The organism is Nonomuraea sp. NPDC050540 (genome assembly GCF_044457485.1).
GTDB lineage: Bacteria > Actinomycetota > Actinomycetes > Streptosporangiales > Streptosporangiaceae > Nonomuraea.
In genome coordinates this window covers 1-23821 of record NZ_JBITHA010000034.1, presented here as the reverse complement: position 1 = coordinate 23821, position 23821 = coordinate 1, and the positions used below count along the sequence as shown (strand labels likewise).

Annotated in this window: 20 protein-coding genes; 9 read left to right on the top strand and 11 right to left on the bottom strand. The window is 68.6% G+C overall.

Annotated elements, in window-relative coordinates:
* Positions 1-65: 65 nt before the first annotated feature.
* Genes ACIBI5_RS52695 through ACIBI5_RS52680 form a run of 4 tightly spaced genes read right to left on the bottom strand, consistent with a single transcriptional unit; the run spans position 66 to position 6878 of the window.
* Entirely contained in the window at positions 66-2639 is a 2574-nt protein-coding gene (locus ACIBI5_RS52695) for a type IV secretory system conjugative DNA transfer family protein (protein WP_397259141.1), read from the bottom strand.
* The gene (locus tag ACIBI5_RS52690) at positions 2636-4510 is read right to left on the bottom strand and encodes a VirB4 family type IV secretion system protein (protein ID WP_397259139.1); all 1875 of its coding nucleotides are present in this window, start codon (positions 4508-4510) and stop codon (positions 2636-2638) included. Before ACIBI5_RS52690 ends, ACIBI5_RS52695 begins: the two co-directional genes overlap by 4 nt.
* Entirely contained in the window at positions 4507-5472 is a 966-nt protein-coding gene (locus ACIBI5_RS52685; RefSeq protein ID WP_397259137.1) for a PrgI family protein, read from the bottom strand. The genes ACIBI5_RS52690 and ACIBI5_RS52685 overlap by 4 nt, the downstream gene beginning before the upstream one ends.
* Complete coding sequence (locus ACIBI5_RS52680; RefSeq protein ID WP_397259135.1) at positions 5469-6878, bottom strand: hypothetical protein; 1410 nt, start codon at positions 6876-6878, stop codon at positions 5469-5471. Before ACIBI5_RS52680 ends, ACIBI5_RS52685 begins: the two co-directional genes overlap by 4 nt.
* On the opposite strand from ACIBI5_RS52680, the gene ACIBI5_RS52675 reads away from it, so the two are divergent.
* A complete protein-coding gene (locus ACIBI5_RS52675) occupies positions 6862-7158 on the top strand; it encodes a hypothetical protein (RefSeq protein WP_397259133.1) in 297 nt (98 codons plus the stop codon). The genes ACIBI5_RS52680 and ACIBI5_RS52675 overlap by 17 nt on opposite strands.
* A 10-nt stretch (positions 7159-7168) precedes the next feature.
* On the opposite strand, the gene ACIBI5_RS52670 is transcribed toward ACIBI5_RS52675, so the two are convergent.
* From ACIBI5_RS52670 to ACIBI5_RS52660, 3 genes are all read right to left on the bottom strand, one after another.
* A complete protein-coding gene (locus tag ACIBI5_RS52670; protein ID WP_397252579.1) occupies positions 7169-7573 on the bottom strand; it encodes a pilin in 405 nt (134 codons plus the stop codon).
* Positions 7574-7869: 296 nt separating this feature from the next.
* Positions 7870-8694: a hypothetical protein gene (locus ACIBI5_RS52665; protein ID WP_397259131.1), complete on the bottom strand. Its 825-nt coding sequence runs from the start codon at positions 8692-8694 to the stop codon at positions 7870-7872.
* 370 nt (positions 8695-9064) lie between these two features.
* Complete coding sequence (locus ACIBI5_RS52660) at positions 9065-9478, bottom strand: hypothetical protein (RefSeq protein WP_397259129.1); 414 nt, start codon at positions 9476-9478, stop codon at positions 9065-9067.
* A gap of 529 nt (positions 9479-10007) precedes the next feature.
* Here ACIBI5_RS52660 and ACIBI5_RS52655 point away from each other — a divergent pair.
* From ACIBI5_RS52655 to ACIBI5_RS52640, 4 genes are all read left to right on the top strand, one after another.
* Positions 10008-11018, top strand: a complete 1011-nt coding sequence (locus ACIBI5_RS52655) for a hypothetical protein (protein WP_397259127.1) — start codon at positions 10008-10010, stop codon at positions 11016-11018.
* A complete protein-coding gene (locus ACIBI5_RS52650; RefSeq protein ID WP_397259125.1) occupies positions 11018-11947 on the top strand; it encodes a TRM11 family SAM-dependent methyltransferase in 930 nt (309 codons plus the stop codon). The genes ACIBI5_RS52655 and ACIBI5_RS52650 overlap by 1 nt, the downstream gene beginning before the upstream one ends.
* Positions 11948-12272: 325 nt before the next feature.
* A complete protein-coding gene (locus ACIBI5_RS52645; protein ID WP_397259124.1) occupies positions 12273-12581 on the top strand; it encodes a DNA-binding protein in 309 nt (102 codons plus the stop codon).
* Positions 12571-14262: a tyrosine-type recombinase/integrase gene (locus ACIBI5_RS52640; RefSeq protein ID WP_397259122.1), complete on the top strand. Its 1692-nt coding sequence runs from the start codon at positions 12571-12573 to the stop codon at positions 14260-14262. Before ACIBI5_RS52645 ends, ACIBI5_RS52640 begins: the two co-directional genes overlap by 11 nt.
* Before the next feature lie 1290 nt (positions 14263-15552).
* Here the strand turns inward: ACIBI5_RS52640 and ACIBI5_RS52635 are convergent.
* The 4 genes from ACIBI5_RS52635 to ACIBI5_RS52620 form a co-directional block, all read right to left on the bottom strand.
* Positions 15553-15906, bottom strand: coding sequence for a hypothetical protein (locus ACIBI5_RS52635; RefSeq protein WP_397259120.1), 354 nt, complete (start codon positions 15904-15906; stop codon positions 15553-15555).
* A gap of 85 nt (positions 15907-15991) precedes the next feature.
* Positions 15992-16204: a hypothetical protein gene (locus tag ACIBI5_RS52630; protein WP_397259118.1), complete on the bottom strand. Its 213-nt coding sequence runs from the start codon at positions 16202-16204 to the stop codon at positions 15992-15994.
* Between the two features lie 63 nt (positions 16205-16267).
* Positions 16268-16456: a hypothetical protein gene (locus ACIBI5_RS52625; RefSeq protein WP_397259117.1), complete on the bottom strand. Its 189-nt coding sequence runs from the start codon at positions 16454-16456 to the stop codon at positions 16268-16270.
* Positions 16457-16540: 84 nt separating this feature from the next.
* Entirely contained in the window at positions 16541-17059 is a 519-nt protein-coding gene (locus ACIBI5_RS52620; RefSeq protein ID WP_397259115.1) for an ATP-binding protein, read from the bottom strand.
* 411 nt (positions 17060-17470) lie between these two features.
* Here ACIBI5_RS52620 and ACIBI5_RS52615 point away from each other — a divergent pair, with 411 nt between their 5' ends.
* The 4 genes from ACIBI5_RS52615 (at position 17471) to ACIBI5_RS52600 (ending at position 23615) form a co-directional block, all read left to right on the top strand.
* Positions 17471-18922: a multiprotein-bridging factor 1 family protein gene (locus ACIBI5_RS52615; RefSeq protein ID WP_397259113.1), complete on the top strand. Its 1452-nt coding sequence runs from the start codon at positions 17471-17473 to the stop codon at positions 18920-18922.
* An 808-nt stretch (positions 18923-19730) separates the two neighbouring features.
* Positions 19731-19982: a hypothetical protein gene (locus ACIBI5_RS52610; protein ID WP_397259111.1), complete on the top strand. Its 252-nt coding sequence runs from the start codon at positions 19731-19733 to the stop codon at positions 19980-19982.
* Between the two features lie 444 nt (positions 19983-20426).
* Positions 20427-20801, top strand: a complete 375-nt coding sequence (locus ACIBI5_RS52605; RefSeq protein WP_397259109.1) for an integrase core domain-containing protein — start codon at positions 20427-20429, stop codon at positions 20799-20801.
* Positions 20802-21284: 483 nt separating this feature from the next.
* On the top strand, positions 21285-23615 hold the full coding sequence (locus tag ACIBI5_RS52600) for a tetratricopeptide repeat protein (protein WP_397259107.1): 2331 nt from the start codon (positions 21285-21287) through the stop codon (positions 23613-23615).
* Positions 23616-23821 lie beyond the last annotated feature (206 nt).

Below are 23821 nucleotides of genomic sequence, written 5' to 3'. Positions count from 1 at the left end.
CTACTGGTGAGGGTGCGGATCGTGAGGTGTCGCCGGGTGATGACTGCGGATGTGCTGTAGGCGTGTCAGCCGAGTGGCTCGTCGCTCGGGGTAGGCATGTTGTGGAGGCTGGGGCGCACGTCCGGCTCGACGTGGACCGTGCGAACACGGGGCCGGAGGGCACGGCCGGGCTGGGTGAACTGCTCGCGCGATGCCTGCCGGATCGCCTTCTGCCGTCCGGCGATCGGTTCGAGCAGGGGGCGGGTGCGCAGGGTGAAGGCGGAGGTTTGCTGACCGTCGATGATGAGGCGGGCGGCGGCTTGGTAGGCGCCCAGGTGGGTGAGGTCGTGCGGGGTGAGCAGCGGCGCGGTGTGGTGTTTGAGCTCGTTCGCGTCCTTGGGTGAGGCGTTGAAGTACACCTTGTTACGCGCGTCGGCCGACAGAGCTTCGCGTAGGTCGGCGGGGAGCTGGTCCAGGTGCTGGTGCGCCAGCACCAGCGACAGCCGGTAGCCCCGCGCCTCGGCCAGCACATCGTTGATGTGACCGGGCAAGTTCAAGAAGTTATGACACTCATCGATCACCAGGGAGGCGTCGGGCCGATCGGTTTCGGCCAGGTTGGAGCGGCGGGTGGTGGCCTGCCATGTGTGGGCGAGCAGGATGGAGCCGAACAGGCGGGCGGCGTCGTCGCCGAGGATGCCCTTCGGGAGCCGGGCCAGGACCAGGCCGCCCTGGTCGAGGAGCTGGCCGATGGGGACGGTGGTGTCGGGACTTGCGAGGGCCTGGCGGACGAACGGGCGTAGGAGTACGGCGCGGAGCTTGTTCATGACCGGGCCGATGACGGTCGCTTGCCCGGCTGGGGTGAGGGCTTCGTAGGAGTCCCAGAACCCGCCCAGCAGGCTGTCATCCAGCTTGGCGGTGATCTGCGCGCGGAACACCTGGTCGGTCAGCAGCCGGGGCACCTCGGCCAGGGTCGCCTTACGCCCCATGACGCTGGTCAAGGTCAGGCAGGTGGAACGCAGCAGGTCATCGACGCGTGGCCCCCAGGCTGTGGAGAAGCAGCGGTGGAAGATGGTGACGACGGAGTCGACGGCGAAGGCGGGGTCGTGTCCGGCGAGGATGTTGATCGAGGGTGGCGGGGCCGGGTCCTGCGGGTCGAACACCACCGTCTTGCCGACCGCTCGCTCGGGGAGGCGATTGAGGATGTCGGTGATCAAGTCGCCCTTCGGGTCGATGACCAGCGCTCCCCGCCCGGCGGCTGCGTCGGCCAGGACCATGTTCGCGAGCAGGGTGGATTTGCCGACGCCGGTGCCGCCGAGCACGTGGGTGTGGTGCCGCCCATCGGTCACGGGTAGCGCTACGGGCCGTCGTGGGCCGCTGTCGGCGTCCCCCAGGACGCGGACAGCCCCGCCCGCCGCGTTGCGCGGTACGGCGGGCGACGGGGCGACGGGGCGGGCCCCGGCGCGGGTGACGCCGGGGGCGTCGATGTCCCACGGCAGATGCGCGAGCATGGCCAGCTCGCTGACGGACAGCAGATAGCCGCGGTCGAGACGCCGCGAGCCGATCGTGCGGGCGGGCCGGAAGAGGCGGGCTCGGCGCAGGTACTGGTGACTTCCGGTGAACAAGGCGAAGACGCCGGCCAGGGTGTGGGCTTGACCTCGCAGCCACCCACGCACCAGGTCACCAGAGCCCGAGCCTGAGTCCGCGTGGTCTGGGCGGAGGCTCAGGGCCGTTGTGGTGGAGGTGGGCTGGCGGCTGGCGGAGACGGCGTAGCGGATGGCTACTTCATAACGAGGCTGACCGGCCTTCGCCAAGATCACCCGCACCTGTTCCGCGCGTTCGGGGAAGTCGCGGGCCAGCTCGCCGGGCCGGTGGTGCTCGCGGGTGTCCGCAGGCATGGGGAGGATCGCGTCGAAGAAGCGGCCGACGTGGTTGCGGCTGCCTCCGCCGCGTAGGTGGGCGGCGGCTCGGTAGGCGTGCCGGAGGCGGCGTCCGGTGGTGGGGCGGGCGAGGATCTGCACGACCGCGTGCTCGCCTTCGCGCAGGCCGCCCATCGCTTCCAGCAGGGAACGGGCCGGGTCGTGGTCATGGGCGGTGGTGAGCGGGTAGTGCTCGGGACCGGCCAGCAGGAGCTTGCCGCCCGCGACCTGCGAACCTTCGGGCAGAGGTGAGGTGGCGGGAGAGGTGGTGGTGGTCGCGCCCGGCCAGGCGGCTTGGATGGCCTTCTCCACGATGCCGGGAGGCGTGGTGCCGGGTACCCAGAGGCGGATGCGGACTCCGGCGTCGCTGCCGTGGTACTCCCACACCAGGTGCGGCTGCCCGGTGAACAACCGCGCCCAGGTGGGCCGCAGCAGCCCGACGAGTTGCCGCCACAGCACCAGCGCTCCTTCGGGGTCGCTGCGTGGCGGTGAGGAGATCTCGATCAGCCGGGCCTGCGGGGTCATGTCGGCGTGGTGGGCCCAGCCGAGCAGGTAGCGCACCCCAAGGACCACCGCCCAGATGATGGCCCAGGCAGCGGCCAGGTAGGGGCCGTAGGCGAGGGCGAACTCGGGCAGCCGGGCGGGTAGCTCGGCCAGGAAGTCGAGTGCCTTCTGGACGTCGTGTTCGTCGATCCCGCACAGCAGGCACGGGCTCTCGGGGTCGGTGACGGTCAGGTGGTTCATAGCGGGTCGCCTTCCTCATCGTCGTGGTTGTTGTGGTCGGGGTTGGTGGTGGCGGTGAAGGTGGTCGACACAGGCGGTGGCGCAGGTGGTTGGCCGAACTCGGCGTGCTGATCGAGGTCGGCCAGGTGGGCGGGGTCGGTGGTGACCAATTCCGCTTCGGCGGGTGAGGCGATGATGTGGAAGGCTGCTCGGCTCGCGGGGCCGGCGACCAGGAGTGCCTCGCCTCTCTCTGCGGTGAGCAGGAACTGGCGTTCGCCGTCGGTTAGGTCGAAGGCGTCGCCGACCGCGCCGATGGCTTGCGGGGCTTGGCGGAGGAGGATCTGGTTGGCGGCGTTGGCGACGATCGCCTGCCCCAGCTCGCTGCCGAGCAGGTCGGCGGCGTCTTGAGTGATGACGGCGAGTCCGGCCCAGTGCTTGCGCGCGGCCTTGGCCATCCGGAACAGGAACCTGGCTCCCTCGGGCTCCTTCATCAGGAGCCAGGCTTCGTCCACGACGACCAGCCGCTTCCTGCGGTCACGCGGGTTGGCCACCCGCCGCCAGATCGCGTCCAAGGCGAGCAGCGTGCCGACCGCTTTCATCTCCTCCGGCAGGTCCCGCAGGGAGAAGACGGTCAGGTGCCCGGACGGCTGGGTGGTGGTCGGGCCGTCGAACAACTCGCGGTAGGAGCCGGAGACGTAGGGGGCGAGCTGCGCAGCCAGTTCCGCGCCCGCCGCGTTGGCGCTGTCTCCTCCGCCTCCGCCCCCGGTTTCGGTAAGGGTAGTGACCAGATCGGCGAGCAGTGGCGCGGGCCGGGTCCAGGTGGCCGGGTCGCGGGTGATCCCGGCAGCTTGATAGGTGGCCAGGATCGCCGAGTCCAATGTGGCCCTGGTCTGGGCGGTGAGCTGGGCACCGAGCATGGTGGCGATCAGGGTCTGCAGGAACATCGCCCGCCGCGACAGCACGTCATCACGCGGGCCGTGGCTGGCGGGCAGGTCGAACGGATTCCACCGGACCCCGGCCGCGCCGAGGTGTAGGCAGGTCCCGCCGACCGCTCGCGCGAGGCGGGCGTACTCGTCTTCGGGGTCGACGACCGCGACCTCAACGCCTTGGTAGAGGAGTCGGAGGGTTTCGAGTTTGGTGAAGTAGCTCTTGCCTGCACCGGAGCGGGCGAGGACGACGGAGTTGTGGTTGTCCTGGCCGTAGCGATCCCACAACACGACGCCGGAGCCGGTGGCGCTCAGCCCGTACAAGACGCTCGTCTCCCCGACCTCGGTGGTCAGGTCGGGCGATGTGAAGGGGAATGCCGCCGCCAGGGCGGTGGTGTCGAAGGTGCGCGTCATGCCCAGGGAGTCGACGCCGAGCGGCAACGTCGTTGTCCAGCCCTGCAAGGCCCGGAACGTGGCCGGTTGCGCATCCAGGAGGAGCGACGATGTGAGCGCGCGCACGCGTTCGACCTCGGCGGCCAGCTCCGCCGTGGTGCAGGCGTGGATAGTGAGATATAGGCCGACTTTGAACAGGCGGCCGTGCCCTCGGGCGAGGCTGTCGGCCAAGTCGGTGGCATCATCAGCGGCGGCCTCGGCGGCAAAATCCTGGAGTCGGCCGTGCTGGGCGTCGGCGCGGCTGGCCGATTCCAGGCGGGCCAGCTGGCGGCGGAGCCGCATTGCCGCGACCTGCTGCGGGATGGGTTCGATGTGCAGGGACACGTCGAGGTGGCCGGGGTAGGTGAGCAGGGGTTCGAGCCAGCCCGCGCCGACCTCGCGCGGGTAGCCGGTCACCGCGAACGACGAAGAGACGACGCCGGGCAGGGTGAGGGTCCGCACGCCCATGCCCACGGCGGCGGGGTGGGCCAAGACGCTCGGCTCTAGGTTGCGAGTATGGCGGCGCAGCTTCATCGCGTGCTTCCCTTCGTGGCGGTGATGAGCTCATCCGGCAGGGCCTGGCCGCCCGGATGCACGGCTCCCGGGTCGAGGCACTCGGTGAGCGCCTGGGCGGCCTCATCGGCGTCCAGAACGCGGGTGGTGATGCCGAGAGCGGCCAGTGAGCGTTCGGCTTCGGCTGCTCGGCGCAAGACGACCGCGGCCGAGGCGTCACGCCGTATCGCGCGGCGGCTCCGGCTGCTAGAGGGGTGGCCGCGGAGCACGATGAGGACCTGGCGGGTCAGCAGCTCGCGCGAGGTGTTCAGGTCAGCCAGGTAGGCGGCGTGCTCGCGCGCCGCCTGGGCCAGCGCCGCATGCGGCAGAGCCTCCGCCTGACACTCGATGGCCTGGACTAGGTCGGTCAGGTCCGCAGGGCGGGCCCGCGCAAGGAGTTGGACGGGTGCTTCCAGCGAGTTCAGCCACCGCCCGAACCCGCCGACCAGGGCGGCCTGCTCGCTCGTGGTGCGCAGGTGGAAGGACAGCGTGCCGGTCTCCACGAGCACGGCGACGCCGCCGTCGGCGAGTTCGAGCGCGCCGTCCGTACGGATCGCCCGCACCGGCAGGCACAGCGGGGCGGGCAGCTTGCCGCGCAGGCGGCACCACCGAGGCGGCCCGGCGATCCCGTCCGGCGCGGCCACCAGCCGCTTGCTGGCCCGGCCGTGCAGCAGCGCGGCCCACGCGAACCGGTCCAGGCTCAGCCCGTCCCGCTTCCCGAGGGCGATGGCGATGCCGAGGGCGATGAGCGGGAGCAGGATCGCCGCGAGGATGACGACGGGCAGGAGCTGGTGGAGCAGGTAGTAGATGGCGGCGGCGATACCGCCGGTCAGGGTGACGATGAGGAGTTGGTGGATGGTGAGCCCGTAGGCGATCTTGTCGGGCTGGTTGATGTCGGCCGGGATACGAGCCAGCAGCGGCGGCGGCTCGGCGTCGTGCTTCATCGGTTCCCCCCTTTGGGCTGGCGCGGGGTGCGGCGGGGTGGCGGGTCGAGCCGCAGGCGGAGCTGGCCGGGGCGCGGTTGGCGGGTGGGCATGCCGGGGAGCCGGTCTTGCACCCACGGCGGCCGGGGGCGAATCCACGGCCCCGAAGCCGAGGGCATGGCCCTGGACGCGCCGGGTGGTGTGGGTGGGCGCGGGACGCGGGTGACGGGGAACGGCAGCGCGAGCTGGGTGCCCTGCCGGGCACGCCTGGCCGAGGCGGCGGCGGCTTCCGGCGTCGGCGCGGCCGGGGCGGGTGCTGGCAGGTTGAGCGGGAGTTCAAGCTGCTGCCAGGCCGGTGAACGGTTGGGCACGGCGGCTCCCGTCGATGAGTGGGGTCCAGGGCGCTGAGGTTTGTTTGGGTCGCCCGGCTTCGGGCCAGCGCCGCCACGGCCCGGTCCGCCGTGCCGGTGCGCGGCTGCCTTGGCACCTTTGCCGGCGGCGGCTGCGCGACGGCCTTGGCCGAGGGCGCGGGCGGCGCCGAGCGTCTTGTAGATGATCACGGCCTTGATCAGCCGTTTCAGCATGTTCGGCTGGCCTTGTTGCCAGATGGTGCGGGCCACCCAGCCGGGGATCTTGATCAGCACGAACAAGACGCCGATCAAGATCAGAATGTCTAGCGCCCGGTTGGCGGTCGGCCGCATCATCGCCTCGATCGCATCCCCGGTACTCGGGTTGGCGGGGGCAAGCGGATAAGCAGCGGCCGAGTCGGTGAGCAGCAGCTTGAACGCCAAGATCAGACCGATGGCTTGCAGGACCTGGATGGCCAGCAGCCCGAAGACGCACCGCCACCACAACTTCGCGACGCCCTCGGTCTGCGGCAGCGCATGACACAGCAGGGCCAGGGGCGCGGCGATGATGAGGAACAGCAGCAGGGTGATGCGGATGATGCCGATGAAGGCGAGCAGGAACCCCATCACCACCGCGACCGCGATCAGCAGCACCAGGAAAAGCACGATGCCTTTCGGGTCTTTGATCAGGCCGTCGACCTTGGCGGCGATGAGGTTCCCGGTCCGGGTGGCGTCGACGCCGTCGCCGAGCAGCGCGGCGACCATCGCGTTGGCCAACTCGATGGCGTACTGGCAGATCGTCAACGAGGCGTTCAAGGCGATGACCGCGATCACCAGGCGAGGGAGGACCTCGCCGGGCGTGGTCGACAGGCCCGAGGTGCTGCCGTAGGCCATCACGATCACCCCGGCCGCCAGCACCATCAACACCAGCAGCGCGTTCGCGATCAACCGCACGTGGCTGTTCAGCTCCCGGACGCGCTCCAGCATCAGCGGCGGCGGGGCGGCGAGCAGGGCGCTGCCGACCAGGACGAAGGCGGGCTTGATGGCGTCGGTGACCAGGCCGGTGAACCAGCCGTTCATCGCTTGGTTGAGCTTGCAGCCGACATCCATCCACCCGCACTCGGCCACCCCGCCCGGTGTTGACGGCGAGGTGGTGGATGGTGCGGCGGGTGGAATCCAGGTCACCTGTGGCGACGGCTTCGGGCTGGCGCTCGTTGTGGGTGACGGCGTGGGTGCGGGGTCGGCGCTGGCCGGTGCAGGCGTCGCAACGGAACTCGCGATGGCCGTCATCGTGAGCAGCGCCCAGACGAGAAACGCGCGGTGCAGCCAGCCTGCCCGTCTGCGCGGTCGTCGCCTCTGATGGAGGCGGTTCACTCTGCCCCCACGATGCCTTTGAGGATGGTCACCAGCAGCGGGGCCAGAGCGGCGACGCCATAGCCGAGCCCGGCATAGCGCAGGCCCTTCTTCGCGGCCTCGACCTCGCCAGGGTCGCCACCGGCCAAGATGTAGCGGACCCCTGCGACGGTCAGAAAGAGGGTGGCCAGGGCCACGAGGAGGCCGACGATGACGTTGCGCAGGTTGTCGATCACCGTGTTCAGCGAGTCCGGCGGCGCGGCCAGCACCTGGCCGGAGACGGTGACCGTTGTGGTGGTGGCGTGGGCGAGGGCGTAGCTGAGCAGCATGCCCAGGGCGATTGTGACGAGGACGAACAGCGCGGCGAGCGCGATCTTGAGGCTGTGGGCTTGCGAGGTGGTGGTGCGGCGTGGGCGGGTCATGGGCTGTCCCCCGGAAGTTCTGGTGCGGGTGGTGCGGTGGTGGAGGCGGCGCGGAGGGGGCCGGGCCCGGCGGCGGGGCCGGGTGGGCGTCCTCCTTCGAGGGCGGAGTGGGTGGGCTGGGCCGGGTGACAGGGACCGGTGACCAGGCACGGTCCCGCTGCCGGGCTCGGCGCCCCTAAATCCGCGCTGCCTTCACTTGTCTAAAGACCGGGTCGAAGGGCCGAGATCGGACAGGGAGGCCAGCGGACTTTGCGCGCTCTTTGCTGGCGGGTCCCCGCTGACACTCGGTCCGATCGCTACAGGCGGCGCTGAAGAATCGCCTGGTAGAGGGCGTTCTCGGCGCGCTGACGGCGCTTGAGGACGGTGCAGTAGAGCAGGCCGCGGCGGCGGCAGTAGGCCGACAGCGGGATGCCCTCCAGCCGGGTCAGCCCGATCAGCTCCGCCGACGCCGCAGTGATGACCCCCTCGGCGACCGCCTGGGCGAGCAGCAGGTCGGGGTGGCCGGCCGGATAGGCGAGCGCCTGCTGGCCACCCTCGACACGGTCGAGCAGGTCAGATTCGGGCAGCAGACGCGGCGGCTCGACCGCGAGTGCCCGCAAGACGGTGAACTGGGTCAGCCGGGACAGCCGCAGCAGCGGATGCGACCAGGCCACGTTCACCCGGATCAGGGCCTCCATGAAGGCGGCCAGCACCTCGGCTTGCAGGTCTTCCTGGTCAGCGCGGCTGGCGCGGTCGAGCTCGGCCTGATCGCTGGTCGCGGCCTTGTCGGCCAGCGTGGCGGCCAGGCGGCCCAGCATCGGGATGGCCAGCGCAACGGCGGCCACCATCCACGCGCCCCGATGGGTGCGCGCCTGCTCGATGAGGTGGCGCCAGACGTGGTCGCGGGTGGTGCGCGAGCAAGACCGGCGCACCAGCAACCGGCGCAGCTCATCCATCGGGATCAACCGGGCCGGAAGCCCCTCACCGATGGCGACCCCATCGACCGACAGCGGGTCCGGGCCGCGCATGAGCAGGCCGAAGGCGTGCTCGGCCACATCCAGCGGCAGCGAACTGGCTGAAGCTACGGCGGTTGAGGTCGAGGTGGTGGTGTTCGTGGAGAGGTGGACCGGAGTGTGGAACATGGGCGACGCTCCCGACGTGGAGAGGTGGCTGGGACGTCGCCATCCGGTCAGAGCGCCCGTACAAGAAACCCACAGAAAATGATCAGACATCGGGCACGGCAAAGATCACGCCAGCGTTGGCTCACACTCCGGAACCACGTTTGACCTGCGGAAACATCGAATCCGGCAGCCTCGGGCCTGCCCGGCCGCAGGAGGCGGCCCACTGCGGCCTGGACGTGGAAAGCAGCGCTGACCTGCGAGAACAGGCACCGGCCGAGATTCTCGGGTCAAGCTTGCGTCAAAGCGGTAGACGTCCTGCCCTGGGGTGGGCTCGCTCCGCGCTCGGTCGACGAGCACAGGCGGCAACGCCATCGTGATCGATGGCCGCCGTTCAGAGGTTCTGGCCGGGGTGGTCGTCCGGCTGGCGGAGGAGGTTGGGCTGGCTGGTGCGGCGCATGCGGGCTTCGTTCTGGGCGCGGGTGATGACGGCGGCGGTGACCTCGGCCGCGCGGTGGGCGGCCAGCATCCGGATCTCCTTGGGAGCGTCGCGGTCATCCATCACCAGCAGCGTCCCGTCCTCGCTGACGTGGGTGCGGACCTTCCAGCCGAGCTGACGACCGGCGGCACGGGCGGCTTTGCGGACCTCGGCCAGCTCACCCAGCTCCGCGACCGCACCGGGGGTGAGCAGAAGCTGACCGTAGAAGCCGCGGTACTCCGGCTTCAGGCCGACGGCCATCATCGCCTTCACCTGATCAACCAGCTTGGCCAAGCGGCGTTCGGCCAGCTCATCCTTGCCGTCCGGCATCCCGTCCACCTCCTTGGCCTCATCCGTGCAGGCTTGTTCTGAGCGTGTGCCGCCCGGCCGGGCGTTGCCCGGAACTTGTACGAAAACGCTGTGACCTGCGAAAACATCGATTATGGGAGGGTGCTGGCGGCCGGAGTCGTGATGGATGAGGCGCTGGCCCGGCGTGGAAGGCAGCCGAGGCCAGGGCGCCGGAACGGGCCGGACCCCCCTCCAGCGTCCGGCCCGTTTGCCGCACCAGTATGGGCGTGATCGAGCGAACACGTTGGGTGAATCGCGTAGGTGAGGTGCGGTCATGCGCTCGACCGGATGCCGGGATGGCCTCGATGATCTGACACGAGGGCGGTCGCCGCAGGTTGTCCACAGCCTGTAAACAACCGAAGAAGAGGCCCCTCAACGGGGGGCCGGGTGGAGCAGCACACGGACCGGTATGACGCGATCTTTGCTTGACGACCTGTCCCAACTCGGCCCTGGCGGCAGGTATTTAGATAGGTGACAGGGATCAGTGACCCGGTGCTCGGGCCACACCCACATGACCAAGCCCACCACCCACCACATCACCCTCGACCACGACCACGACCTCCACAACGTCGGCAACGTCGGCTCACCCGCCAACGTGACCGTTGATCCTCGCGGCGAACTCACCGTGAACCGCGAGGTTTCGGACCCGGCGCGGGGGCATCTGCCGCTGACGGTGTGGCTGGCCGCCGCCGACACCGAAACCATCGCCACCTGCAGGGCGGGCTGCTGTCACCCGGTCAGCGGCCCGCTGGCCCGCCACCTGATCGCCGCCTGTACCCGCATGGGCGAGACGGTGATCCACCTCGGCGCCGCGGACCACCAGGTCGTTTCGGCCGCGCTGACGGCGGGCTGCCTGCCGGTCGCCGTCTTCACAGACCCGGGCCGCGCGGGCGTGACCTGGACCCGGCTCGCGCGCACCCACCCGGCCTACGACCTGGAGGTCACCGACCTACGCGTCGCCAACCCAGGTGTGACCGGCTCGGGCGTACCCAACCCGCACGAGCAGGAGGCGCCGCTGCTGTCCGACCTCGCTACGAGCGCTGGGCTGGTCGTGTCCGAGCAGGTCTGTGACCAGCCGAGCCACTGCCCGGCCCGCCCAGGCTCGGAAGATGAAGCCCAGGTGTACGACATCGCCTCGGCGGCGGGACTGGTCAAGCCGGGCGGGCACCTGGCCGTGGTCACCGGCCTGCACTATGGTGACGGTCCGGGCGATCGGCTGCCGGAGATCATCGCCCAGGCCTGTGCGGCGGGGCTGGTGTATCTGCAGCACATCATCGCCCTGCGCCACCCCGCCCGCACCGACCACATCCAGCCCCGTCACTCCTTTCGCGGCCGAACCGCCCGGAAGGAACTGCCGGAGTGCGCCGGGCTGCCGGCGAGCGCAAGGGCACACAGCGACGTACTGCTGTTCGCCCGGCCAAGAACCTCGCCGCTATCACCGGAACCCCCGGTTCCGACTGCAGACGCTCTCGACGAGCCGACCGGCTCGACCTCCACGACGCAGATCGGCGGGGAGCGTTGATGACCAACATAACGTCGGAGGAGACGGCAGTCGAGGTGACGACGTCGGTGTGGGCGACCGGCCAGCAACCCTCACGGGTGCAACGTCGAGGCCGGTACGTGCCGGAGTCGACCAGCCATCCGGGCAAGATGCTGCCCTCCATCGCCGCCCGCGTGATCGGCACCTACACCCGTACGGGTGAGCTGGTGGTCGATCCGATGTGCGGGATCGGCACCACCCTGGTCGAAGCCGCACACCTCGGCAGGCACGCCGCAGGCGTGGAGTACGAAGAGAAATGGGCGCGCCTGGCGGTCGCCAACCTGACCCACGCACGCAAGCAGGGAGCGGAAGGGTTCGGCCGGGTGGTGGCCGGGGACTCCCGCAACATCGCCCACCTGCTGCCGGACCTGGCCGGGCGGGCAGCCTTGGTGCTGACCTCGCCGCCATACGGCGCCTACACCCACGGCCACATCCGCTCCACCCGCGACACCGGCCAACCCGGCGTCCGCAAGTGGAACCAGCACTACTCCGCCGACCGAAGCAACCTCGCCCACCAGCAACTCCCGGCGCTACTCGACGGGTTCGGCCGCATCCTCGCCGGATGCGTGCAACTCCTGCGGCCGGGCGGGGTCATCGCGATCACGGTCCGGCCGTATCGGGTGCGCGGGGAGCTGGTCGACCTGCCCGGCCATGTCCACCAGGTCGCGAAGGAGGCGGGGCTGGTGTTCGCCGACCGGATCGCGTGCCTGCTGTGCGGGCTCGGCGACGGCGTCCTGCTGAACCGAGCGAGCTTCTTTCAGCTCCACGAAGCCCGCAAAGCATGGGCGCGCGGCGTGCCCATCCACGCAGTCGCGCACGAAGACCTCCTGGTGTTCGTACTCCCACCGAGGCAGCTTCCAGGGCCGGCCACGCCTGGTCCCCACCTCCGCGATGGCCACGACCGGGAGTAGCGCCCCACGGCCCACCGTTCCTGGCCCGGACGCGGGCCGCGAACAGGGGTTCGAGCCCTGACCTGCGGACTTCGCTTGACACGGGCCAACAAGGTGGGCGTCGATACCGCCGCCACCAACCCCAACCCCAACCCCGCATCGAACCCCGGCATGCCGGGGCTGTGACCGGCCCGCCGCCAACAGGTCGGCCACGCCCAGGCCGGGTGACCGGGCGGGGCCGGGGTTGGGGGCCTAGCGCCCCACCACAGCCCGCCCGGACGAACCGGGCCGCGCATCCCGCGCGGCCCCACCGGCCCCTATTCATCAACACGCATGGAGGTGACGCATGACCAGAACAACCCCGACCGGCACCTCGGCAACCGAGACCGGCGAGGTGCCAGGGGTGCCGGAGGTGGTCGGCCTGCTGACAGCCGGACGGCTGCTCGGCATCGGCCGCACCAAGGCATACCAGCTCGCCAAAGCGGGCGCGTTCCCCTGCCGGGTGCTGCGCATCGGCGGCCGATACGCCGTACCGATACGCGGGCTCCGGGCGCTGCTCGACCACCCCGAACAACACAACGACGCGATCACACCCAGCCCGGACAGCAGCAGTCGTCCGGCAGCACCCAGAAAGGCTGACCACGATGGCGAATGACCCGAACACCACGACGGCAGCGGGCAAGGACCCGGCCGTCGCCAAGGGCACGACCTATAAGACGTGCGCGTGCAAGGACCCGGCCACCGGCAGTCGGCTCGACAAGAGCTGCCCCCGACTGCGGATCACCCACGCCGACGGCGGCCAGCGGTGGAGCTCCACCCACGGCACCTGGGCCTACCAGCTCGAACTCCCCGCCCACGCTGACGGCAAGCGCCGCACCCCGCTACGACGTCGCGGGTTCACCACCCTGGAGGACGCCGAGGCGGAACTGGATCACGCCCGCGGCCTGCTCACCCTCGACCCCGACCCCGCCGTGCGCAGGCAGATCACCGCGCTCATGCTGTCGGTGATCAAAACCACCAAGCAGCTGCCCGACACCGAAGAAGTCCGGCGCAAGGTCCGTACCCACCAAGACCTCAACCGGCATATCACCGTCGGCGAATGGCTGGAGGAGTTCCTGGGGCGCAAGCGCGCCATCGAAGCGACCACCAAACGCTCGTATGAGACCCACATCCGGCTCTATCTCAACCCCTACCTGGGCGACATCCGGCTGGACCGGCTACGGGTCTCCGACATCGCGGGCATGTTCGACGCGATCGAGGAGTTCAACGACATCATCGCCACCGAACGCGCCAGCGGAGACCCCGCCCGCATCCTGTCCGTGCGCTATCGGCGGCCCGTCGGCCCGACCACGATGCACCGCATCCGCGCCACCCTGCGGCACGCGCTCAACGTCGCGATCCGGCAGGATCGGCTGCTGGACTTCAACCCCGCCGCCGTCGTCGAACTCGCCGCGGCCTCCAAGCCCAAACCGGTCGTCTGGACCGAAGAGCGGGTCGCCCAGTGGGGCATCGACCACGCCAACCACCTGGACCTGCTCAAACGAGCCCGCAAAGGCAAGCGGGTCGATCCGGTCGTCGCCTACATCAGCGCTCCACGTCCCTCGCCGGTGATGGTGTGGACCCCGCAACAGATTCAGCAGTTCCTCGCCCACGCCCGCAAAGACCGGCTGTTCGCCCTGTACCGGCTGTATGCCATGTGCGGGCTGCGACGCGGCGAAGGCGTCGGGCTGCGCAAGCCCGACGTCAACCACAGGACCCGCAGGATCGGCATTCACTGGCAGATCACCCAACTCGGCTGGAACCCCATCCAGTCCACCCCGAAAACCGACTCCAGCGACCGCGAGATCAGCGTCGACACCGAGTCGATGACCTGCCTCAAAGAGCACGAACGGCGGCAGGCAAAGGAGCGGCTGGCCGCGGGACAGGACTGGGTGGAGTCGGGGTTCGTCTTCACCGATGAGATCGGCCGGCCTTTGCACCCGCAGCACGTCACCGACCGCTTCTACTGGATCTGCTACCAGGCCGGGCTGCCGCCGATCCGGTTGCATGATCTGCGCCACCTGGCCGCGACGGGGATGCTGGCGGCCGGGGTGGACATCAGGCTGGTGCAGGAGAGCCTCGGCCACAAGACCGCATCGTTCACCCGTGACACCTACACCAGCGTCTACCCGGAAGCGGCTGCTGCGGCGGCAGAGGCGACCGCCGCGTTCCTGACCGGAACAGCCCCGCCCCCACCCCGGCCGCTGCCGCCCGGTCGGCGCACCACCCGAGCCGTAGGCCGGGGCGCGGCATCCAGCGAGGCGGGCGGGACGGTGATCCACCTGCCGACCAACTAGATAGCGCGAGACACTTAGCAGAAGGGGAGGTAGGTCAGCGCACGCCGACCTATCTCCCCCTTTCCCCTTTCGTCCTTCCCCCGCAGCGGGAAGGACAGGGATTCGGGACGGGATGAGCCGCCCCCGGGAGGATGACTCCCCGTGGTGGGCGGCGTCCCGAGGCCCCGGGGTCCGGCAGCAGGAGCACGAGGGAGGCAGTGCCACCGCTGCCGGACGTTCAGGACGCTCCCCCTTATAGGGGTGGCGGCTCCAGTTGCCGTGTCGTGGACCCCGGATTCCACACACGTGTGACGCTGCTGGAGCCGCCCGCAACGGCCTGGTCAGCCAGCGGCTGCACCAGACCATCAGCGTCGGCCGACCGGTTTTCCACGCCGGTCAGCCAGGTGGCCGCACTCCGCCGGGCGAAAGCCCGAGCAGCCACCTCCCCTCCCCCGGCGAGCACGGCTGCCTGCGCGCAGCCGCCCCGCCAGAGGGGTTCGGGTCCGGTAGCGGCACCCGCGATCATGGGGAGCGTGCCGCCACCGGACGTCTAGGGGTGGGCGGCCCCTTCGCCTCGCGGCCCTGAAGCCGCGATCCGCTCCAGCGCAAAAGGAGCCGCCCACCAGATGACCGGGCGGAAGGGGAAACCGCCCGATCGCCATCGGAGGGTGGCTGACCGGACCTCCTCGGCTATCCGGCCAGCCACCCGAAGTGACCGCGCCCGCGGTTGCCTGCGAGGCCCGCGGTCACCCCATCTCGGGAACGGGATGGGCAGGTCTGCGCACCCGCCCAGCTGCTCCTATCCCGAGAAGCATTCGGAAATCTCGTTGGTTCACTTTCGGTTGGAGGGGGCGGCCCCTCCCATCGCGGCGTCGTCGTTCGCGATGGTCCCCTCGACAGACAAGGGACCGCCCCCACAGGCGACGACCGGCTCAGGCCGGGGGGACCCTCGCCACCGTCACCACGGCTGACCGCCGTTGACCGGCCAGCCGCTGGTGACCACGCGCTGCACACCACGCGGCCACCTCGGACTCAGACAGACACCGGTCACGGTCGCCCACCACCCGGCACCCATCCGAGAAGCCTTCCTTGTAGCTGCCCTCACCCGCCCCCGGCCCCCGAACCGGGACACCACCACCCGACACACACCCCGACCAGAACGGGGCACGGGTGAGGGCACCGCCACCCACGGCCCCGCCCAACACGGGCGGGTCACGGGGTGACACGTCCAGATCTGTGGCCGCCCGTCCCCGGTCGCTGACGGCCACCACAGCGCCATCACAGGGCACCACGGGCCACGACGGGGCCGTGTCACGGGACGGACAGCACGCGCCCCCGCCCGGTGTGGTCCCGTGCGGGCCGGGCGGCGTGCGGGGCCGCTACCGCCAGCACCCGGCCCACGCGATCAGCCGCCCGGTCCACGTGGGTGACCTCGACGATCGGCGCCGCCCAGGACCACCAGTAGAACCATTCGCCCTCCCGCGGCGAGGCCGACAGCACCTCGACCAGAGTGGTGGCCTCCGGGTTGATCACCCGCAGACGCGGCAACCGCCCCTCCTCGACCAGCACCCGCGCGAGCAGGCCCCGCTCGCGCAACACCCGCTGCAGATCGGTGAGAAAGACAGCGGCCTGGTCGGCGACAGCGAATGGGACGTAACCGGGCATGGTCAACTCCGAGGACGGTGAAGAGGAGAGAAGGAGGTACGTGACCGCAGACGACGGCATCCCGGGGCACCGGGGTGACGGGGTGCTAGGCGGAAGGCTGGTTCTGGCCCTGCTCCGCACGCCGCCGCCACACGACGAAGACCGCCCACACCACCACCCCAACCAGCCACGCCACGATCAGGGCGAGCACCACCAGCGCAACCGGCCGGACCACCTGCGCGGGAGCCAGCACGGAGAAGACCGCAAAGGCCGCGGTAAAGGCCAGCAGCAGAGCGTTGACCAGCTTGTATCGCGACACGACAACTCCATTCACGAACGAAAAGAGGGGGAGATACTCGGGCTGGGCGTGGCGGCCCAGAGGTCAGGGCCCGAACAACGAACGGTCGTTGGCAGCGCGGCGGCGGACCCGCCAGCAACGCCCGAGCACCAGCCCGAGGAAGAGACCCGGCCCGCCGATGAGCACCACGACCGTCACCGGCACCGGGATGCTGCCGGGAGTCGCGGTGACCCAGCCGACGTAGGCGGCTGTGACCAGCACCGGGGCAAGCATGAGCAGATGATGGCGGCGCATGACGGTTCTCCGCCTTTCTCGGTGGTCGGCTTGGGCGTGGAAGGTAGGGGCGAGGTCGGCCGGCTATGCCGGGGCGAGGAACAGCTCCTCGATCTGGGCCGGGGTGGGGTCGAGGTCGAGATGGCACCACACCACGCGCCCACCGGTGACCGGCAGCCGGAAGCTGCCCCACCGGTTACGCGACAGCGCCTGCACGATCGCCAGCCCACGCCCCCGCTCGGCGTTCAGGCTCGGCGCCTGCAGCGGAATGGCCGACGGCTGCGAACAGGACCAGCCGGGATCGGTGACACCCAGCCGCAGGTAGTCGCCGCCCTGAAACAGCTTGAGCGTGATCGAGCCTTGACGGCCCTCACCGTCAGTCACACCACCCCCGGTCTCACCGCTGGTATGGGCGGCGGCGTACCGGACGGCGTTCGTCACCAGCTCCGAAGCCGCCAGCAGCGCGATCTCCCGGGCGGGATGCGCCGCCCCCAGCCACCCGCTGACAGCCTCCCGAGCCAGGTAAGGGGCCCGGTCGCTGCGCGCCAGATGGAGGACGCCGACCTGCTGAAGTTGTGTGGTGGGGAAGGAGTGGATCACCATGGTCTCCTCGCTATCTCTCGATCATCAGCGGTGTCCTCCTTGGTTGATCGGCCAGCACCCCGAGCTGGCCGAGCTGTACCGGCTTCGCGCCGCGAATCGACTGAGGCTCGGCTTGCTCCCAGTCCCTCACGGGCGATGCGGTCCCCGAATCGCTGGCCCGGAAGCCAGGGGGATGTCCCGGCTTCCGGGCCGGATTGCTGCCACCCACCGTGCTTTGGTCACGGCGGGTGACGGTCACCATGCAACCCGGTACCCGACGTGCTGCGGAAGAGCGGTAGCAGGGCGTTGACCGCGCCCAGCTAACGCCCGGTAGGCGGACAGGGCGTTTGCAGGGCGTTTCCCGGTCGGACTGGAGTCGGGGGTTGGAGGCGGCGCATGCTGTGTGGTCCCCTAACGCTGAGGGAGCGTGGCGTGGTGACCCACCAACCAGAACAGCGGAACCCGCTCGATGAGGCCGGGCCGGTCAAGCAGTCCCGGCCTGGCCTGATCCGGGCACGGCTGCGGCGTGGTCTGACCCAGGAACAAGCGGCCGAGCAGATCGGCGTCTCCCTCTGTACCTGGGCGCGCTGGGAACGCGGCACCCAGAACGTGCGGCCCTACTACCGCAAGGCGCTGGCCGAGCGGTGGGACGCCGAGCCGAGCGAGGTGGATACCTGGCTCCAGGTCACCACGTGCCCCGCTCTCACGCCCTGCCTCGAAATAGCCGCAGCCGAGACGGGTTTGGCCGAGCAGATGCTTCACGCATCCAGCGTGGAGACGGCCCGGCAGTTGTGGAGGTTGGAAATGGACACATCACGCAGACACCTACTGGTTGCTCTGCCGTTCGTCCCAGCCGCGCTGGGAGAATGGCTACTGGCCTGGCAATTCGACGAAGCCCCGACCGCCGCCCGACACGTAGGAAAAAGCGTCACCGTCGGCATGGCCGACGTCCAACGCGTGCGTGAAGCGCACCACGCCTTCGTCCGGATGGATCACCAGTTCGGGGCCGGACTGGTCCGTCCCGCCGTCACCGACTTCATGAACACCACCCTCGCCCCGCTACTGCAGGGCTCAGCCTCCGACCATGTGCGTGCCGAACTGCTGAGCGCGGCAGCACAGATGACCCGGACGGCCGGATGGATGGCCTTCGACCTCGGCCACCAAGGCCAGGCCCAAGCACACTTCGGGCAAGCCCTGAACCTGGCCAAACACGCCGGCGACGACCTCACTGCGGCCTGGATCCTGGCCACCATGGCCCAGCAGGCATGCGACCTCGGCCACGGCCGGTGGGCTGTGCGGCTGGCCAGCGCAGCAGCCGACGCGGGGATACGGGCCGACGCGCCACCCAGAGCCAAAGCCCGGCTGAGCCTACGTCTGGCCTGTGCTCACTCCATCCGCCCCGCCGATGCAACCGCAGCGACCTCAGATGCCAAACGCATGGTCACCGCACACCTCAGCCAGACCGACAAACACTTCAGCAGGGGCACCACCGACCGGGACCCGGTCTGGGTCGCCCATTTCGGCGAAGCGGAACTAGCAGGAGAAGGGGGACTCTGCTGGCGCGGTGCAGATGAATTCCAGCGCGGTGCGATCCGACAGCAGGAAGCCATCGCCGCCTTCGGCACCCGATACCCACGCTCCATCCTGCTTACGCAGATCAGCGTCGCCGAAGGCTACCTCGGCATGGGCGAGATCGAGGCGGCCCTGGACCACGCCCGGGCCGCCGTCACCTCGGCCAAGGACCTCACCTCGACCCGCGCCACCACCCAGCTGCACGACTTCGCCACCCACCTGCGCCCTTACCACGACAACCGCCACGTCCAGGACTTCACCGACTACCTGCGCACCGAACTGGCCAACCAGCCCGCACCTACCGTCGTTTGATCCACACGGACTCGGCGCATCGGCGCACTCCTTTGTCCTGCAGAGTCGTACACAACTTGAAAACGTCTATCCGGGAGATGAACGTCCGGTCGGTCCCGCACCCGCCCCGGTGGTGGTTGTCATCGGGCACCGTGTAGATGCCGAGCATCGAGGTGGCGTACTCGGCCTCAACGCTGAAACCGTCATCGCGCAGATCACACACCGTAATGTGATTGCGGTCAGCGGAGACGCGGACACTCCCGGCCAAGTTCTCAAAATCCCAACCCGACACCGGGGCGGCAGCTGCTGGAGATGTCAGCAGGGCGAAGACGGCACTTCCCAGGAGAGCAAAACGAACGATCACAAGCAGACCCGTTCCACAGAGAGGGTTCAGAACGGCAGCCACTGTGATCCAAGAAGATCCGCGCGGCAGACGGCTTGATCAACACTTGGGCAGGCGAGCGACGCAACCTGGTCGGGGCCTCTCTCGGGTCGGCGTCACCAGGGGCAAAGTAGCTCTGCGTTATCAACATCCAGGTACATGGTGAGCGGATCGCCTTTCCAGAACCCGGGGAAAGGTAACGGAGCGTTGCGTTTCAAGTCCGCCACGCCGTGATCACGGCCGTGCGCGCCGAAGCCAGGAACGCGTCGGCGGCCGCGGCGAGCGTGACGTCCCCGCCGCGCAGTGCGGAGATCTTCGACGCCGTACTCATGCCTGTGGGGCTCAAGAACACGATCCATCGCCAGCGGAGGGGTTCATCGCCTGGTCGGGCTGGGCGTTCCTGGGACAGTGGGCAACTAGGGTTCGGGTTGGCTGGGATCATCGTTCGTGCTCCTGTCCACGGTGTACGCCGTCACTCGACGTTTGCTGTCACTGCCCGCGCTGTTGTTTCGCAGTGAGATCTCCAAAGAGGCGGAATTGCTGGTGCTCAGGCACGAGAACACGGTCCTGCGCCGTCAGATCCCACGGGTGCGCTACGAACCAGCCGACCGCCTGTGGCTGGCGGCGCTCTCGTCCCTGATACCCCGACACCGCTGGGCGGAGACCTTCTCGATATCCCAGGCCACCCTGCTGACCTAGCACCGCAAGCTTGTAGCGAGGAAGTGGGACTACAGCCGGCGTCGCCGCCCCGGGAGGCCACCCACTGCGGCTGCGGTCAGCGCCCTGGTGCTGCGCATGGCCGCTGACAATCCCGTTTGGGGCCACCGGCGGATCCATGGTGAGTTGACCCGCCTCGGTCACACGCTTCTACCGTATGGAACATCCTGAACCGGGCCGGGATCGACCCCCGCCCCGCGCCGCAGCGGACCAACACGGAAACAGTTCCTGACCGCCCAGGCCGAGCACATCGTCGCCGTCGACTCCCTCCACGTCGACACCATCAACCTCAAACGCATCTACGCCCTGGTCCTGCTCGAGCACCGCAGCCGCCGCGCCCACCTGCTCGGTGTCACCGCCAACCCCACGGGCGAATGGACCACCCCAGCCGCCCGGAACTTCCTCATGGACACCGACACAACACACATGAAGTTCCTGATCCGCGACCGTGCCGGCCAGTTCAGCGAAGCCTTCGACACGGTGTTCGCCGACGTGGGACTGCGCGTCCTCAAGAGCCCGCCACAAGCCCCGAAAGCCAACGCACACTGCGAAAGAATCATCGGCACCCTACGCCGCGAACTCCTCGACCGCACGCTCATCCTCAACGAGCAACACCTACGCCGAACCCTCACCCAATACCTGAAGCACTACAACACCGCCCGACCGCACCGCGGTATCGGACAGTTAAGCCTGTCTCAGGCTGAAGCCGAGCCGCCACTCCAAGTCGACCTGGCCAGCCATCGGGTCCACCGCAAAACCATCCTTGGTGGCCTCATCAATGAGTACCAGATCCCCAGCTGAAGCCATCCAGAACCCGCAGGTGGACACCGAATCCTATTTATGAGCCCCACAGGCTTGCGATAGTGGTCTGTTCGGATCGGATCGACTGGTTCACGATGCTGTCGTGGCGACTCGAAGCGTGACGTGGGTAGGGGTGGGCGTCGGAGGCTCAGTTGGGGCGCTGGGGGTGACATTCCTGTTGGGCGGCCTGGATAGACCCGATCAACTGGCCAGCGAAACCGGTGTGTTCATCGGGCTGGTCGGGCTTGCGGTGTCAGTCGCTGGGATGGTCCGGGCTCGGCACGGCGTCCACCCTGGATCTGAACGGCTGCCGAAAGTCTCCACGCCGTTGAGTGGGTCGGTCGTTGCCCGCGGGACGCGGTCGGTCGCGACGGGCGAGAACTCGGGAGTGATTCAGACCGGCGACGATTCCACTGCTCAACGATGACACACGGTCGTACCCCTAAGCAGGCGGTTGCGGCGCAGGGGGCGCGTTCTGTGTCGATGAGCACCAACCAAGGCATCGTGCAGACCGGCGATGGCGCGGCTGTCGTGTTTCATCCACCGCGACGACCACTGCCTCAGGTCGGACAGATTACGGTACCTACAGGACTGACCGGCCTGCCCAGGCACCCGGTGGCACACTTCGTCGGCCGGGCGGCTGCCCTGGAGACTGTGCACTGTCAATTGGCGGCCGGGGCACCGGCCAGGGTAATCAGCCAGGCGTTGGTCGGGCTGGGTGGTCTGGGCAAGAGTGAACTGGCGCTGCAGTACGCTTCCCAGCATCGGGCCGAGTATCGGCTGGTGTGGTGGATTGAAGCCTCCTCCGCCGAGCGCCTCCAGGCCGGGCTGGCGGCGCTGGCCCGCGCGCTCGCCGCGGGGGTGGATGCCACGGCAGCGGCGCAGGCGAACGTCGAGGAAGCCGCAGAGTGGGCTCTGGCCTGGCTGAGCACCTATGCCGATTGGCTGATGGTGCTCGACAATGTGGAAGAGCCAGCGGACGTGCAGTCGTTGCTGGGACGGTTGGGGCATGGCCACGTGTTGATCACGACCCGGCGAGATATCGGCTGGGATCGCTTCGGCATCGCCCCGCTCAGGCTTGGTGTGTTGTCTCGGCCGGCCTCTGTCGAGCTGTTGGCGGCTCTGGTCGGCGACGGCGTCTGCCCATCACGCGAAACGCTGGACGCGGTGGCGGAAGAATTGGGCGACCTACCGTTAGCACTCCAGCAGGCAGGGGCCTACATCGCCTGCACGCCACGGATGACTGTGGCCCGGTATTTCGGCTTGCTCCGCGCGCACCCTACTCGAATGCACACGGTGCCAGCGCTCGGTGGTGAAACCGAACGAGTCGTGGCTCAGGCCTGGACGATCAGCACCGCTCGTATCAGCGAGATCAATCCACTGGCTATGGATCTACTGAATCTGCTCGCATTCTTCGCTCCCGATAATCTGCCATGCACTGTTCTGGCCGGATTAGCCGATCCGCATGGTTCCGACGCCGTATCTGCCGTTGATGAGACGCAAGTGGATGAGGCCTTGGGCTTGCTCGCCTCCTACAGCATGATCACGATGAGTGGCGACCCGGAGGAATTCGGAGTTGATTTAGTGAGCGTGCACCGTCTCCTGCAGGCGGTCACCTTCCACCAGCTCACCGCCGAACAGCGCCGTCGAGCACGTAACTTGGCCACCACCCTGGTGGAGGCCGCATTGCCACAGGCCGCCACCAGGCTGGAGCACTGGGGGGCGTACAGGCGTCTGCTGCCGCACGCTCTCACAGTGCTATCCCCGGAGTCACCCGGCCTCTACCGGGTAATGAAGTATCTTGGAGCTAGCGGCAATTACCCGGCCGCCCTAGCGGTGGCTCGGCGGCTCTATGCTCATGCTCGGAATACCTTGGGGGTTGAGCATCCGAAGAGCTTGGACCTATTGCATGATGTCGGGTACTGGCAGGAGCGGTCAGGTGATGTAATTGCAGCCCGCGACGAATATGCTTTGCTGGTGCCCATCAAGGCACGCGTGTTAGGTGCGGATCACCCCGATACTTTGAGCGCCAGGCATAACCATGCGCGCTGCATCGGCGAGGCCGGAGACGTTGTTGCCGCGTGCGAGCAATATCGTGCATTACTGCCCATCGAAGAGAGCGTACTGGGCGCCGAACACTCCCTCACCCTGCTCTCGCGGCACAACCTTGCTGACTTCACAGGATTGGCAGGTGATGCCGTGGCCGCCCGTGATCAGTTCGCCGCGTTGCTCCCGCTTCGCGTGCGAGTTTCGGGTGTAGCTCATAACCACACTCTGGCCGTTCGGCACGGCCTTGCCCATTGGACCGGTATGGCAGGGGATGCTTCAGCGGCACGTGACCAGTTCACCGCTCTACTCCCCCTCCGTGAGCAGGTCTCGGGAAGCGAACATCCCCGCACTCTCGCTTCCCGATCTGGACTTGCGCGCTGGACAGGGGAAGCGGGTAATGCCGCGGCTGCTCGTGATCAGTTCTCGGAACTGCTCCAGGCTCGCGAGCGGGTCTCAGGCGGTGATCATCCTGCTACCTTGCTGGCGCGACACGATCTCGCTCACTGGACGGGAATCGCGGGGGACGCAGCACAGGCGCGCGATCAGCTTGTGGCTCTGCTTCCTGCTCAAGCAAAGGTGTCAGGTGCCCGGCATCCAGATACGTTGCTCGTCCGACACAGCCTGGCACGTTGGACAGGCGCGGCAGGTGATCTGGCGACGGCTCGCGATCAGTTCGCTGACCTGCTTCCCGTCGAAGAGGAGGCGTTGGGAGTCGCGCACCCTCAGACTGTGCGCACCAGAAACGCGCTTGGGCAGATGGGCTAAGAATCTCGCGATCATCAGCCCCAGCGTGAGCGCGCCAAGCAGCCCTGAAGATTCGACGCCTTCTACGGTTCGAAGTCACAGCCCTGATCGACCTATTTCAAGATCTACAAAAAACGATCTTGAGCTCAAGTGATCAGCGCATCGCATAATCGATCTTGTAGCGATGGGGGTCGCATGAGGGACTACGGGTTCTCGCCAGCTCAGCA

What these genes read in the sequence shown, in the direction of transcription:
- ACIBI5_RS52625 (WP_397259117.1), bottom strand. Translation starts at nt 16,456, where the DNA reads ATGCTTGCCCCGGTGCTGGTCACAGCCGCCTACGTCGGCTGGGTCACC.
- ACIBI5_RS52655 (WP_397259127.1), top strand. Translation starts at nt 10,008, where the DNA reads ATGACCAAGCCCACCACCCACCACATCACCCTCGACCACGACCACGAC.
- ACIBI5_RS52660 (WP_397259129.1), bottom strand. Translation starts at nt 9,478, where the DNA reads ATGCCGGACGGCAAGGATGAGCTGGCCGAACGCCGCTTGGCCAAGCTG.
- ACIBI5_RS52645 (WP_397259124.1), top strand. Translation starts at nt 12,273, where the DNA reads ATGACCAGAACAACCCCGACCGGCACCTCGGCAACCGAGACCGGCGAG.
- ACIBI5_RS52685 (WP_397259137.1), bottom strand. Translation starts at nt 5,472, where the DNA reads ATGAAGCACGACGCCGAGCCGCCGCCGCTGCTGGCTCGTATCCCGGCC.
- ACIBI5_RS52680 (WP_397259135.1), bottom strand. Translation starts at nt 6,878, where the DNA reads ATGAACGGCTGGTTCACCGGCCTGGTCACCGACGCCATCAAGCCCGCC.
- ACIBI5_RS52665 (WP_397259131.1), bottom strand. Translation starts at nt 8,694, where the DNA reads ATGTTCCACACTCCGGTCCACCTCTCCACGAACACCACCACCTCGACC.
- ACIBI5_RS52670 (WP_397252579.1), bottom strand. Translation starts at nt 7,573, where the DNA reads ATGACCCGCCCACGCCGCACCACCACCTCGCAAGCCCACAGCCTCAAG.
- ACIBI5_RS52635 (WP_397259120.1), bottom strand. Translation starts at nt 15,906, where the DNA reads ATGCCCGGTTACGTCCCATTCGCTGTCGCCGACCAGGCCGCTGTCTTT.
- ACIBI5_RS52605 (WP_397259109.1), top strand. Translation starts at nt 20,427, where the DNA reads ATGAAGTTCCTGATCCGCGACCGTGCCGGCCAGTTCAGCGAAGCCTTC.
- ACIBI5_RS52695 (WP_397259141.1), bottom strand. Translation starts at nt 2,639, where the DNA reads ATGAACCACCTGACCGTCACCGACCCCGAGAGCCCGTGCCTGCTGTGC.
- ACIBI5_RS52600 (WP_397259107.1), top strand. Translation starts at nt 21,285, where the DNA reads ATGAGCACCAACCAAGGCATCGTGCAGACCGGCGATGGCGCGGCTGTC.
- ACIBI5_RS52620 (WP_397259115.1), bottom strand. Translation starts at nt 17,059, where the DNA reads ATGGTGATCCACTCCTTCCCCACCACACAACTTCAGCAGGTCGGCGTC.
- ACIBI5_RS52640 (WP_397259122.1), top strand. Translation starts at nt 12,571, where the DNA reads ATGGCGAATGACCCGAACACCACGACGGCAGCGGGCAAGGACCCGGCC.
- ACIBI5_RS52690 (WP_397259139.1), bottom strand. Translation starts at nt 4,510, where the DNA reads ATGAAGCTGCGCCGCCATACTCGCAACCTAGAGCCGAGCGTCTTGGCC.
- ACIBI5_RS52650 (WP_397259125.1), top strand. Translation starts at nt 11,018, where the DNA reads ATGACCAACATAACGTCGGAGGAGACGGCAGTCGAGGTGACGACGTCG.